Raw genomic sequence first — 14,148 nt, 5'->3', positions numbered from 1 at the left:
TTATCAGCCGACTTGATATCCTTGCCTCATTTATCACGAATGATTTTAAAAATTCCTGTGCCCTTTGCAATGATGTTGCCTTCAGTATCTTTTATTTCTCCTTCAGTAAAGGCAATTTTGTATCCTTTTTGAAGGACTTTTGCTTCCGCGAATAGTTCCCCGCTTGATATGCTGGCTAAATAATGTACAGTTAAGCTTGTCGTCACAACTTTAGATTTGGTAACGGAACGAGTCACCATTCCTAGAATGGTATCCAGCATGGTGGCATGAATGCCCCCGTGCAGTGATCCATTAACATTAAGTAAATGTTCTTCAATGTTTAGCTTTATTGTTACATTCCCTTCTTCAAACCGAATGATTTCAAACCCTATATGTGAAAAGAATGCACTACTTTCGAATTGATTCCGAATATCCTCCACTTCAACTGGCAATCTTTCTCCCCCTCACTTATGCGCGATACAACTTATATACGGAAAGGAGCAGAAACGTATAGGGTTTCCACTCCTTTATCGTTGGCCTAAATCGTTTCAATCATGATAGCCATTCCCTGTCCGCCGCCAACACAAAGTGTAGCAACTCCATATCTTTCTTTCCTGCGAATCAGTTCATGAATTAGCGTTGTCACGATCCTTGCGCCCGTCGATCCGACTGGGTGCCCAAGTGCAATGGCGCCTCCGTTTACATTCACCTTGTTTTCATCTAGCGATAAATCCCTGATTACTGCCAATGCTTGTGAAGCGAACGCTTCATTTAATTCGAAAAGCCCAATTTCTTCAACTTTTTTCCCGGTGCGCTCCATAAGTTTTCCAACGGCTGGTACTGGACCAATTCCCATCACTTCAGGAGAAACTCCGGCAGTCGCCCAATCGACGATCTTTGCGATTGGCTGTACTTGCAACCGTTCCGCTTCACTGGCCTTCATTAATACCAATGCAGCTGCCCCGTCATTACGGCCACAAGCATTCCCTGCAGTGACGGTTCCGTTTTCCCTGAATGCCGGTTTTAAGCTTGCAAGCTTTTCCATTGTGGTATCAGGGCGTGGATATTCATCCGTTTCAATTGTAACCGTACCCTTCCTTTCAGAGACCTGGACAGGAACGATCTCATCCTTGAACTTTCCTTCTTTTATCGCTTGGGCCGCTCTTCGTTGACTTTCCACTGAAAAGGCATCTTGTTCTTCCCTGGAAATGTTGTATCGCTGTGCGACATTTTCAGCGGTAATTCCCATCCCTAAACTTTTTCCATAAATTTCTTGAGGCTGCTGTCCAGCTTCAGTATTAGAATCCACTAGTCTTGTCCGGTCTCCCCCAAAACGGGCACTTCTTAAATAAAGCGGTGCGCGGCTCATGCTTTCCGTACCGCCGGCAACGACTATATTTGCTTGACCTGAGCTTATTTGCTGTGCTGCTGAGGTGATGGCCTGCATTCCGGATGCACATAAGCGGTTTACCGTAAAAGCCGGTGCCGAATCGGGAATTCCTGAGCGCAGTGCTGCAACTCTGGCTACATTCGAGGATTCGGTCGTTTGCCTAACCTCCCCGAAAATGACTTCATCCACTTGTTCAGCTGCAATATTCGCCCGCTTGATCGCTTCTTTAATGGCAATGCTCGCCAAATGACCGGAACTGATCTCTTTAAATGCTCCACCGTACCTTCCAATTGGTGTTCGTACAGCACTCACGATCACGATATCTTCTCCCATTTCGTTCCTCCCCCTTAAAATCCGGATACCTGGGCAAAAGAGAACCTGCCCGAAAAAAACAGTAAACACTTAACACTCTTCCAAGACATTCCTAGCAATGATTAAACGTTGGATTTCATTCGTTCCTTCATAGATCTTCGTTATGCGGGCATCCCTATAAAAACGTTCAACTGGATATTCGGCCATATATCCCATTCCTCCATGAATTTGAACCGCTTTATCCGCCACCCGATTAAAAACGTCTGAAGCGAACAATTTTGCCATTGATGCTTCCTTGATCACTTTTTTTCCTTCATCAATCTTTTGTGCCGCCATCATCGTCAATGCCCTTGCGGCTTCCGTTTCGGTTGCCATATCAGCAAGCATCCATTGGATCGCTTGGTTGTCTGCGATTGGTTTACCGAATTGAATGCGCTCTTTTGCATATTTGGCTGATAATTCAATTAATTTACCGCTTGACCCCACTGCTCTTGCAGCCAAACCTACACGCCCTTCACCTAAAATTTTCAGGGCAGAGATATATCCCATTCCGACTTCGCCGATAACATTTTCTTCAGGTATGATACAATCCTCGAAAATGACCTGTGAGGTATATGATCCCCTCAACCCCATTTTTTTGTCCTTTTTGCCGACAGTCAAACCGGGAAAATCTCTTTCTACTAAAAAAGCGGTAATCCCCCCCTTTGCCCCTTTATCTTTATCCGTTAGAGCGAATACTGTATAAACATCAGCTATCGGCCCATTCGTGATGAAATGTTTCGTCCCATTCATCACCCAGTAATCACCCTTCTTTTCTGCACTTGTTGCCAAATTGGTTGCATCCGATCCCGCTCCGGGTTCAGATAAAGCAAAGGCACCAATTTTCGTGCCTGCTGCCATTTCTGGCAAGTATTTATTTTTCAAATGTTCGGATGCAAGCTTAACCAAACCTGTACTTCCAATCCCGGTGTGAGCGCTTATTAAAGAAACAAAACCATTATGGGTCCTTCCTAACTGCTCTAATACGGTAGCTTTTCCCACCGAATTTAAGCCAATTCCACCGTATTGTTCGGGAATGCTTATCCCGAATAAGCCAAGGTCTTTTGCTTTTTCCACCAAATGCTCAGGGATGGCATCTTCTTCTTCAATTTGTAAGGCGTAGGGCTCCACTTCCCTTTCAACAAAATTACGGATCATTTCCTTCATTTGCTGCATTTCCTTGGTTAAAGTGATTGTCATGAGTTTATTCCTCCTTAGGTCTGTTCATGTATAGCAGCCATTGTACAAGTTTTCTTAATAGGGCATATAGAGCTGAATGCTGTGTCATCTAACCATTTAACGGAATTCAATGTATTCTGCTAAACACACTTACAAAATCAAGCTTCACGTTCAATTATCGTAGCAATTCCCTGTCCGCCTCCAATGCAAGCCGTAATAAGAGCAAACCTTCCGGCAGAACGCTTCAATTCATGAACCGCTTTCGTAATGAGGATGGCACCCGTCGCACCTAGTGGGTGTCCATGTGCTATGGCTCCCCCATTCACATTCACTCTGGCGGGGTTCATATCAAGCTCCCGATTGCAAGCAATGACTTGAGCGGCGAATGCTTCATTAATTTCAATGATGTCCATTTCATTTAAGGAAAGCCCTGATTTCTCCATTACCTTTCTTATAGCGGGAACAGGTCCTATTCCCATATAATTTGGATCTACCCCTGCAACGGCCTGTGCCCTGATCGTCGCTAAAGGTTTAATCCCCAATTCCACCGCTTTTTCCCTCGACATGATGACCAATGCTGATGCTGCATCATTCAATCCCGAACTATTGCCTGCAGTCACGGACCCGCCTTCTAAAAACGCAGGCGATAATTTGGCTAGCCCTTCTTTCGTTATTTGCGGTCGTGGATGTTCATCCAATTTAAATTCAATATCGTCACCTTTTCTGACGGGAATGTAAATAGGTGCAATTTGCTCATTGAAACGGCCCTCTTCCACGGCTCTGGCCATATTTTTTTGGCTTTGTAGAGCGAATTCATCTTGTTCTTCCCTGCTGACCTCATATTTTTCCGCTAAGTTTTCAGCAGTGATTCCCATCGGGGGATCGCCGATCACCTTCGGGGACAACCGTGACTTTCTGAACTGTGGCGGCTTTGCACTGTATGCTTTTTCCGGACGATCCATCAAGTATGGCGCCCTGCTCATGCTCTCGACCCCACCGGCGATATAGACATCTCCTTCGCCAGCCCGGATCGCTTGTGCAGCCAAGTTGACAGCATTTATTCCCGAGCCGCATTGACGATCGACAGTCAGTCCCGGAAGATGAATTGAGAGGCCAGTTTCCAGTGCAGTTAACCTGGCAATGTTTCCACCCCCGCTTAACACATTCCCCATGATTACATCATCTATCATTCGAGGTTCGACATTCGCTCGTTTCAAGGCTTCTTTCATCACTTCTGCTCCAAATACATGGGCAGGAACAGATGCAAGTGCACCTCCCTGCTTTCCAATTGCTGTTCGAACTGCAGAAACTATGACGGCTTCTCTATTCATGTCCCATCCGCTCCTTTTCCTTTTATTCACTCCATTATTTGAAGGCATTCCTTCTCTTCACTAGTTTCATTGAATGTAAGCAGGTTCGACCCTGCTTATGAGGACTTAAGGTCAAAATTATCAGAACTTTTATTTTTAAGTTTCCCGGCCGGTTTAACGAATATGGCAAACAGGATGCCAAAAGCCAGGACAAGGATGGCCATGAACAATATCGATAGATTATAACCCAATAGTTGATTTCCTCCAGCTAGACTTATGATATAGCCAGTTAATAGAGGTGCAACAATTCCCGCTAGATTTCCTGATGATGTTAAGATGCTTGTCATCAATCCCCCCCGCTCCTGCATTTCATTGATCATGATCGTTGGTCCGATCGGTAAAATGGCATATGTAAGGCCCTTTGCTAAACACATGGCGACTATCACCCAGATTGGATTTTGAAATACCATGATTGAGGAAAAGAACAATGCACCAAGAATCATGGCGCCCGCGACGACGAATACCCTTGATGATCGCCAATTCTGATTCTTCTTGAATAAATGATCGGACGCCATCGAAACACCCATATAAATACATACGGAAACGATTCCGATTACCGCAACACTTGTTCCCATTTGACCTGGAGTCATTTTTACGGCTTCCACTAAATAAATCGGGAGCCAAACTGAAAACCAAACAACTAAAATATATGTTGAAAAATAAGCTAGTGTAGTAAACAAAGCAGTAGGTGAGGCCAGTAGCAGTAAAAAGTCTTTCACTTTTATTTTTTCAAGTTTTTGTTTCTTTTTCTTTTGTACGTTTTCATATACTTCAACTGGATTTTCCTTTGTTAAAAATTGAAAGAGGAAGAACCAAACAAGGCTTGCTGCACCAAGTGCTGCAAAGGCAACCTTCCAGCCGAATATCGTAATTAAGGAAACGAGGATCGGTGCCACGATCATCGCACCAACGGTCCCTCCGCCAACCACCACCGAATTGGCAAAGCCTTTCAGTTTCGGCGGAAACCACTTATCGGCATGACTGTAAGCAATCGGGCTATAAGGCCCTTCGAATGCTCCCAGCAAAATCCTGTATAGAATTAATAATGGAAGTGCGGTGATGGCTAAGACCCCGAATTGCAAAACGGTCCATGTCAGCATGATGAATCCCAGTACCTTTTTAGCCCCCAGCCGATCGGCCCATGCTGCCCCAAAAATCCCTGTTACTGGGTAGAGCCAATAATAACTGCTTCCAACAAGACCCCACTCCGCATAGGTAAGATCGAATTCCTTCATGATGGGAACAGCTGCGAGACCTACGATCGATTTATCTGCAAAATTGATGACGGCTCCAAAGAATAATAGAATGAGAACAACCCAACGCATATGAATCCCTCCTCTTCATTATTTTTGTTCACAATCTGGCATGCCTTCCAACTTAAGCTTCAACTTATATGTTGGAACCACATTCCCCCCCTTTCAATCCTTTTCTAATTCCTCTTTAACTAACAATCTTTTTAAAAGTTTTCCCACTGTATTTCGCGGAAGTTCTTGTCTCAATTCAAATACTTTTGGTACCTTATAAGGCGTCAATTGGGAATAACAATATCCTTCTATTTCTTCAAGATCCACGGAAGCGCTTTCTTTAGGTACGATGAATGCTTTTACTATTTCGCCTTTTTCTTTATGGGGGATGCCCACCACAGCTGCCTCTTTAACTGCCGGATGTTCATACAGAACCCCTTCTACCTCCTGTGGGTAAATATTGAATCCGCCGACGATGATCATTTCTTTTTTCCTGCCGACGATATAGAAATAACCTTCGTCATCCATCACAGCAAGATCGCCAGTATATAACCAGTCATTCTGTAAGGCCTTTTTGGTTTCGGCTTCGTTATTCCAATAACCCTTCATGATTTGCGGACCTTTTATGAGCAACTCCCCAACGCATGTGTTAGGCACTTCATTATTTTCATCGTCAATGATCATACAGTCAGTGCCTGGAAAAGGGATGCCAATGCTTCCTATTTTCCTTTTTCCGAAAGGCGGATTACGATGAGTGGATGGTGAGGCCTCCGACAACCCGAAACCCTCTCCGATTTTGGCACCGGTCAGCTCCTCGAATCGCTTAATTACTTCAACCGGCAGGGGCGCCGATCCACAAGAACAACTTTTTAAACAATTCAGTCCATAGTTTTCAATTCCAGGATGATTGACAAATGCATTATACATTTTTGGAACTCCTGGAAAGAATGTCGGACGATGCTTTTTTATTTTTGCAAGTACTTCTTCAAGTTCGAATTTAGGAAATAAGAGGATAGCAGCTCCAATATAGATACCTAGATTCATTGCACTAGTCATGGCATATACATGATAAAGAGGCGTAGCTGCCAAAACGATTTCTTCGCCAGGCTTCAGGGAATCCCCATACATTTCAAAGCTCTGCACGACATTGGAGGTTAAATTATGGTGAGTAAGCATGACACCCTTCATCTTCCCAGTGGTGCCGCCAGTATATTGGATGACTGCCGTATCTTCATGCGGGTTTATCATTTCGGGCTTCTCAATGGCCTCCCCGCTTCTAATCATCGTTTGAAGGGAATAAGAGCCATTTTGATCATTTTCCGTATCAATGCAAACATCAAATTCATATATCGTTTTCGTTTCTTGGATTGTATTCGCGGCCGTATGGTCAAAAACAATATTCTTGGTATCCGAGTCTATTAAAATTTGTAATAGTTCCCGCGGTTTATACATGGGATTAATTTGGACAACTAACAGACCTAGTGCCTGGGCAGCGTAATAACTGATAATGAAATTAGGATGGTTGGCCATCATCAGACCAATCCGTTCACCTTTAACAAAGCCCATTTCTCTCCATTTACCAGCAAGTTTGTCTACCTGCATTTTTAAATTCTCATAGTCCATTGACTGGTCTTCATAAATGATAGCTGTATGGTGTGGAAACTTACTTGCTGTTATATCAAGCAGTGAATAGACGGATATTTCCGGTAGCTTCATAGATTTCATACTTTCAACATACCATTGCTCCCATGGTTTATTTATCGTTTTTCGCACCATTATCCCTCCACACATAAACGAATTTCATATCGTGCATGTTTATTTTATACTTATATGATTATGCAACTTGCATGCCAAGTCCTATAAAGGAGTAAAACAGCAAGATTTTACGTACAACTCAATTCATTTATGAATTTTATACACAAATAATGCCTTTCTGTAGAGGATTCATCGAAATGCCCATAATTCATTTTTGAATTTCAAACAAACTCCGATTGGTTTTCTAACGATTTTAAAAAGTAGGTTTTTTCCATATTATAGATTACATCTACTCACAAATCATGATTTTGAGTTTATCATGGTGTATAAAGAAATTTGAAAAGCCTATCCAGCTAAGGATGGGCAAGTGTAATATTTAATGAAACTTGGCTTACGAGTGTATTAAATAAAGAGCTCAATCTCCATTCCAGGATTTTTTAGCGTAGGCGCATTCGCAGACTGATTTTTCCGGCGCTGAATCCAAGACTCACCCAAGCCACATAACTGGTTCAATCGATCGGACCATCCTGTTAAGACCTAATATCTCGTTCTTTCACTTTTTAGTATCTCTCTTAGCGTATGTTTGATGAACAATTCATATAAACTATGTGTCGATTAAGAAAAGGGGCTGCCGCAGCAACCCCGTTGTTTAACGAAAGCTCCCTCAAATCCTCTGGATATAGAGTGTTTTTTTGTGAATAATAAGATAATCATCACTTATGACCTTTACCAAGATTATCTGTTTTTCAATTTTACCAATTGAGAGAGTGATTGTTTTTCTGTTATGATTTACTTGTAAAGTCATAATATAACCTTGTTAATCATAACCTACTCAACATTATTTGGTTATGTATTACATAAAATTTGAAATTTGTCGGGATGAGTGATAAGGAAATGAATAATCAAAAAACACCTCAAACACCTGATTCTAATGTTAAAAGACTAGATCAGTCTGACCTTTCTCTAGCTGTTCGTTCATTTTTATCTAATTTAGATGTAAATGGAGAGTCACGATTGCCACAACGTGCTTATCTAGCTGTTCGACATGCGATTCGCCACCTTCAATTGCCGCCTGGACAGACTGTACTAGAGAGGGAAATGGCAGAAATCCTGGGCATGAGCAGGACACCTGTACGTGAATCACTTGTCCGTTTGGAAACGGAAGGCTGGGTACGGCTCATACCGCGTCGTGGTTTTATTGTTGCACCACTTGTAGCAGATGATCTTCAACAGATTTATGAAGTGGTGGAAGCGCTCGATGGTGTTGCTGGCAGACTCGCTACCGGTCGTGCTACTCACCAAGAGTTAAACCAACTTGAACATCTGATTGAAGAACAAGAAAAGGCACTAGAACTAAACGATCTACTTGCATGGACAGAACTCGATGATCAATTTCATAATTATATTGTTGATTTAGCTCAAAACCCACGCCTAAGAGGGATTGTTGATAGTCAGTCTGACCAACTCTATCGCGCACGCTTATACACAATTGGGCTTCGACCAAAGCCAACACGATCAGTGACTGAACATAAGGCGATTTTAGCAGTAATGCGAGCAGGCGAGCCTGAAGCTGTACGAACTATGTTGCAATCTCATCGCTATAGAGCGCGCAACGAAATTCTAGATGCTCTTCAATCTATGCCTCCATTACCGGAAGAAACGGGAAATAACGAGACTTTTCCATGATTTAGACATTCGTACTTAATATTTTATCATCATAAACTACCCATTATGGAAATTCCGTAATATTAAAAAAGGCTGTAGTTGATTTCTGTGAAATCTCTACAGCCTTAATTTATTAATAATGATAGATTTTTACTCCATAACTTACTTGATGAATCTTACTTGTTTACTGATTAACTCATATTGTTCTTCCTTCTTTTTATTGAACTCCACCTTATTTTCTTCAAAGATGTTATTTCCTTCTGTATCAATGGAAACGATAAGAGGACCGAACTCATTCACTTCACATACCCAAAGAGATTCTGGCATCCCAAGGTCTTTCCAGTGTACTTCTCTGATCTGTTCAACCTTTGTTGCCGCATAAACTGCATTTCCGGCTGGATAGACGAGATGCAGCGCTTTATGATTCTTGCATCCTTCTTCAGTGTTCTTCCCCATTCCACCTTTTCCAACAATAAGTTTAACACCTGTTTCTTCGATAAATTCCTTTTCGAATTTTTCCATTCTCATACTCGTTGTTGGACCAATAGAAACAATTTCGTACTGTTCCTTTCCAAGGTCTCTAACAATGGGACCTGCATGAAATATGGCTTTGCCCTTAAGATCTACAGGTAAAGGGATCTTCTCTTCTATAAGTCTCCTGTGGGCAACATCTCTGCAAGTAACCAGTGTACCTGATAGGTAGATAATGTCTCCAATTCTTATGTCCTTAAGATCCTCATCTTTTATAGGTGTGGTTAATACTTTTTTACTCATAGTGTTACCCCCTCGTGAGTACTAATTTCATAGTTCAAATTACTGTCAAAGGTGATCTTTCCTCTTCTATGGGACCAGCACCCTGTATTAATTGCCACACCAATAGTAGAAGGATGCCTTGCCGTATTCACAACATTTACACCCATGACAGATTTAGATCCCTTAAGCCCCTGAGGTCCAAGGCCAATAGCGTTAATTCCATCTTCAAGAAGCTTTTCCATCTTAGCAGCATTTTCATTTTCATTACGACTTCCAACAGGTCTCATAAGAGCTTTTTTAGAGTTCATAGCTGCTGTTTCTACAGAAGTACCGACGCCTACACCAACAAGAAGTGGAGGACAGGCATTAATTCCATAACTAGTCATCCGATCGAGAACAAACTTTACCACGCCTTCATAGCCTTCACCCGGCATTAGAACCGTCGCCACTCCAGGAAGGGTACAACCTCCTCCTGCCATATAAGTATAGATTTCCACTTTATCACTGTCTTCTGCAATTTCCCAGAAGATGCTTGGTGAACCGTCACCGATGTTCTTTCCTGTATTGTACTCATCAAATGTTTCTACAGAATTGTGTCGCAATGGAGTTTCTTGAGTTGACTTATACACACTATCCCTCAGAATGCTATCTAACTGTCCAATCAGGGGGAAGTTCTGTCCGCACTTAACAAAAAACTGGAGAACACCTGTATCCTGACATGAAGGTCTCTTTAACTCATAAGCCAGCTTTTGATTATCAAACATGGTTTTGTAAATGATTTTTGCAAGCTTATTATCTTCCTCTTCACTTAGTTCTTTCAGTTTATTTTCCACATCATCGGGAAGTTTGTAGCTGACAAGGGAGACAAACCTCGCCATCAAATCAGTCATCTTTTCTTTTTGCTGTAACTTTTCCATAATAACACTCATAATAACTCTCCTTTTTTTATCTTTAATATTTTGTGTAGAAAGAGAAGAAAATCGGTAACTGTCTTCAAATCTCAATGTAAGAATATTCTGACATCAAAACTCCGGCTCCAGCTATATCAATTGCTAAGTAAAGCTTTTCTAAATCCCTTAGCATCCACCATATGCCCATTTTCGATATACCCACAACCTCAAAGGGAGGAATCAAATTTCTTCATCAGGGATAGATGCGAAAAAAGGTTTTTCCTTCATTGCTAGCTCTCCTACCACTATTCACATCTCTTGCATGTGAACCAGAGTAATGTAAATATCTTATGAGCTAATTATTAAATAACGTATACATTAAAGTCAATGGTTTTATTTCATATTATTAAAATTAATTTCCGGGTAAAAACGTAACTTCGCCACTATATTATGTATTTTCTACATTATTTTATAAATCTCATATTAAAAAGGTTGAATATTCTAAAAATTAAGTTGACATTAACGTATACATTAACATACAATCAAATTTAGAAATACAAGGAGTGATATTATTGGTTGCGCTTTTAAACAAAATTTCCATTTGTAATCATTCTTAATCTGGAGAACTTAGATTTTAGAAAAAAGTCCTGTCACTCAAAGATTAAAGAAATGGGGGTGTACGTAAAAAAAGAGAACGTTTAATAACATTGCCCTACCAATGTATTCTCCTACATCCACGATTTGTTTTTTCGTATTATCATAAGTGATGAACATTTTTGTATACGCTTCCATTTCTAGCGAGTTAGTTTCATCAAATAAATAAAAAAGAACCTAGAACCTCATTTAAAGTTGGCCCTTCTGATAAGGTTCTGGATAAAAGATAAATATATTCAAAGCTTAATTTCGTAGTCATATACTTAACTATTTAAAATTACAAAAAACTTAGGTTCATACTTTATACGGGAGCTGGTTTGTATGTTAACATTCCTAGCATTATTAATGATCATTGTATTCATTGTACTTCTCTCAAAAAATAAATTATCTGTTTTCGGGGCATTAACAATTATTCCATTTGTCTTTGGAGCAATTGCAACCTTTGTAACGGGCGCTTCCTTTTTGGATCTGTTTGAATGGATTAAAGAAGGTATTTTATTTAGTGTAGATGAAAAAACAGGAAAGGTTTCTACTGGGGTTATTTCACCTGCTATCGTTATCTTATTTGCGGTGTTGTATTTTGGTTTAATGCTTAATGTCGGTTTGTTTGACCCTTTATGTGAATTCTTTATAAAAAAAGCAAAAGGGGACCCATTGAAAGTTACAATGGCAACCGTTTTAACTGCGACAGTAGTCACTATGAATGGTGATACTACTACAACTATTATCATTTGTGTTGCTGCTTTCCTTCAACTTTATAAACAAATGAATATTAAGCTAATTTATTTAGCAGTAATTATCGTTACCCCTATTGGAATTTTTAATCAGTTACCATGGGGAGGCCCAACAATTGCTGCAAGCACAGCAATGGGTGTAAGTATTAGCGAATTGTTTAAAGATTTATTGCCAGGAATGCTAGTTGCTGAAGTATTTGCAATTTTTATGGCTTATTTTATCGGAATAAAAGAAAGAAAACGCTTAAACTTTGATCCTAAGACAGCTAAAGATATTTCTCCAGAGCAATTGGAAAGTATGTTAAACGCTATTCGTCTAAAAGATCCTGAATTAAAGCGACCTAAACTATATTCTTTTAATTTGATTTTAACGCTAGCTATTTTAGTTATGCTTGTGATGGATGTTGCACATGGCGGTGTTTTATTTGGTATAGGTGCAGCAATTGCCCTTACGGTAAACTATAAGTCTACAAGTCTTATTAATAAACGAATTGATGACTTAGCGGCAGATGCTTTAGCACCAGCTTTGGCAACTTTGGCTGCCGGAGTTTTCTCTGGCGTATTAACAGGTAGCGGGATGTCAACCGCTTTAGCAACATCTATTACAGCTATGATCCCAGAATCACTAGGCTCAAATATGGCACCAATCTACGCATTAATTGCAGCACCTGCAATTACATTTTTACCGCAAGATGCTTTCTATTTTGGGATTGCCGGCGTTATGTCAGATGTTATGGGCCAATATGGAATTTCTGCTAGCGAAGCAGCTGTAGCTTCCATGGTGGGACAAGCATTCCGTCTAATTTCACCAGTTATTCCAGCTCTATATATGTTAGTTGATTCTACAGAGACAAACTTTATAGACTTTCAAATAAAGTATGTAATTTATGCTTGGCCCATCATACTTATATACCTAGTTGTTTATACATTAACCGGGGCATTGCCGATTTAGAAAAAAATCCTTATAAGAGCTTGATTGAAACAAATATCTTCCATTTCACTGCAACACAAATATACGCAGAATGTACATACACAAGAATAAAAGCATTCTATCAAAATCTTGTCGCTGCTACTGAATATAAGGCGTGTTTATTGAAAAGATGTAAAAGGATTACACAAATTAGTCCTGACTAATTTGTGTAATCCTTTTTTCAAAGCAAAATTCCCCTAAAAGTTACGACGCGAATCACTAGATTACTATTTACAGGAAGGGTCTCGTTGATTTTTTTGCCATTAGCATTACATTCTAACTATATATCTAGTGAATCCATAATAAACTAAGTTTCAACTTGATAAATTCCAAAAGTGAACAGTGGGATTTCAGAAATATACGGTTCTGCTGAATTTATAACATAGTTTGCTTAAGAGGAAACAGATCGAATATCTTCAGAATCGTAATTATTTTTGGTGAATTATATAAAAAATACATTTAATATGACATTTGTAGTTGTATTAACTTTAATAGCATGATCGATCAACTTGATTGTTTATAAAAAAATTACCAACTCAATTAAAATTGGTCATCACTTTTTTATTGAATTCCTTCTACTTTTTGATTCTCTTTTATACCCACATACCCATCGTTCCTTTGCATTGGGTGGCTTTTTCATTTTTTCCAACCACGTTTTCGGAGAACTTATTATCATCATCAATTTCACTTTTTCATTCACCATTCCTCATGCCCCAACATATAATACCTCAAAGGAAAACCGGGGGTATCAACATGCAAGACAATCAACATGGATCGCAAATGAATGAGGTTGAAAAGTTTGATGAATGGGTAAAAAGTTTTTTTCTGGATCCGGAAACTTGTGCGTTGGATCATCAACTTTTTTCAATTGATATATATGAAAGTGACGATGAGTATATGGTGGAAGCGGTTTTGGAAGATCATGATGTGAAAGATATTAAAGTATGCCTAAGTGATAATGAGCTATCGATCATCGTTGACGATACTCATAAGCCATTTCTTGATAAAAAAGAAGATAAACTACCCACACAGAGAAAAATCCCTTTCCCCTTTTCGATTTGCTCACGCAGAATTACCGCTGAATTCTCGAATCCGATCTTGGTGATTCGCATCCATAAGTTTTCCCCCGGAAAAACAGCAGAAGATATTAACATTGAGTAGTCCGTTCATTAAAAATAAAAAGAATGGCCTGGGGAACTCCCCTTAGCCATTCT

11 protein-coding genes are annotated in these 14,148 nt (G+C 40.1%); 3 read left to right on the top strand and 8 right to left on the bottom strand.

Features of this window, described 5'->3' with window-relative positions; all coding sequences use genetic code 11:
• Positions 1–26: 26 nt before the first annotated feature.
• From ACYP5M_RS01270 to ACYP5M_RS01245, 6 genes are all read right to left on the bottom strand, one after another.
• The gene (locus ACYP5M_RS01270; protein WP_101221671.1) at positions 27–431 is read right to left on the bottom strand and encodes a PaaI family thioesterase; all 405 of its coding nucleotides are present in this window, start codon (positions 429–431) and stop codon (positions 27–29) included.
• Between the two features lie 86 nt (positions 432–517).
• Complete coding sequence (locus ACYP5M_RS01265) at positions 518–1,702, bottom strand: thiolase family protein (RefSeq protein ID WP_459734511.1); 1,185 nt, start codon at positions 1,700–1,702, stop codon at positions 518–520.
• A gap of 69 nt (positions 1,703–1,771) precedes the next feature.
• A complete protein-coding gene (locus tag ACYP5M_RS01260) occupies positions 1,772–2,920 on the bottom strand; it encodes an acyl-CoA dehydrogenase family protein (protein WP_230176518.1) in 1,149 nt (382 codons plus the stop codon).
• A 137-nt stretch (positions 2,921–3,057) separates the two neighbouring features.
• The gene (locus tag ACYP5M_RS01255) at positions 3,058–4,230 is read right to left on the bottom strand and encodes a thiolase family protein (protein ID WP_459734510.1); all 1,173 of its coding nucleotides are present in this window, start codon (positions 4,228–4,230) and stop codon (positions 3,058–3,060) included.
• Positions 4,231–4,325: 95 nt separating this feature from the next.
• Positions 4,326–5,594: an MFS transporter gene (locus ACYP5M_RS01250; protein WP_434169282.1), complete on the bottom strand. Its 1,269-nt coding sequence runs from the start codon at positions 5,592–5,594 to the stop codon at positions 4,326–4,328.
• A 93-nt stretch (positions 5,595–5,687) separates the two neighbouring features.
• Positions 5,688–7,286, bottom strand: a complete 1,599-nt coding sequence (locus ACYP5M_RS01245; RefSeq protein ID WP_459734509.1) for a long-chain-fatty-acid--CoA ligase — start codon at positions 7,284–7,286, stop codon at positions 5,688–5,690.
• 876 nt (positions 7,287–8,162) lie between these two features.
• On the opposite strand from ACYP5M_RS01245, the gene ACYP5M_RS01240 reads away from it, so the two are divergent.
• Positions 8,163–8,954, top strand: a complete 792-nt coding sequence (locus ACYP5M_RS01240; RefSeq protein ID WP_137024611.1) for a GntR family transcriptional regulator — start codon at positions 8,163–8,165, stop codon at positions 8,952–8,954.
• A gap of 141 nt (positions 8,955–9,095) precedes the next feature.
• On the opposite strand, the gene ttdB is transcribed toward ACYP5M_RS01240, so the two are convergent.
• Together ttdB and ttdA are read right to left on the bottom strand one after the other, a co-directional pair.
• Positions 9,096–9,707 (bottom strand): L(+)-tartrate dehydratase subunit beta, encoded by a 612-nt coding sequence (gene ttdB / locus ACYP5M_RS01235; protein WP_101221665.1) that lies wholly within the window; start codon positions 9,705–9,707, stop codon positions 9,096–9,098.
• Positions 9,704–10,615 (bottom strand): L(+)-tartrate dehydratase subunit alpha, encoded by a 912-nt coding sequence (gene ttdA, locus ACYP5M_RS01230; protein ID WP_230176523.1) that lies wholly within the window; start codon positions 10,613–10,615, stop codon positions 9,704–9,706. The genes ttdB and ttdA overlap by 4 nt, the downstream gene beginning before the upstream one ends.
• 936 nt (positions 10,616–11,551) lie before the next feature.
• On the opposite strand from ttdA, the gene ACYP5M_RS01225 reads away from it, so the two are divergent.
• Positions 11,552–12,916 carry a citrate:proton symporter gene (locus ACYP5M_RS01225; RefSeq protein WP_459734508.1) on the top strand — a complete coding sequence of 455 codons (1,365 nt, stop codon included), beginning with the start codon at positions 11,552–11,554 and terminating at the stop codon, positions 12,914–12,916.
• A gap of 771 nt (positions 12,917–13,687) precedes the next feature.
• Complete coding sequence (locus tag ACYP5M_RS01220; protein WP_101221663.1) at positions 13,688–14,095, top strand: Hsp20 family protein; 408 nt, start codon at positions 13,688–13,690, stop codon at positions 14,093–14,095.
• Positions 14,096–14,148: the final 53 nt, after the last annotated feature.

This window comes from Peribacillus sp. N1 (genome assembly GCF_054600815.1).
The sequence above is the reverse complement of the archived record's forward strand: the minus strand, read 5'-3'. Positions and strand labels throughout refer to the sequence as shown.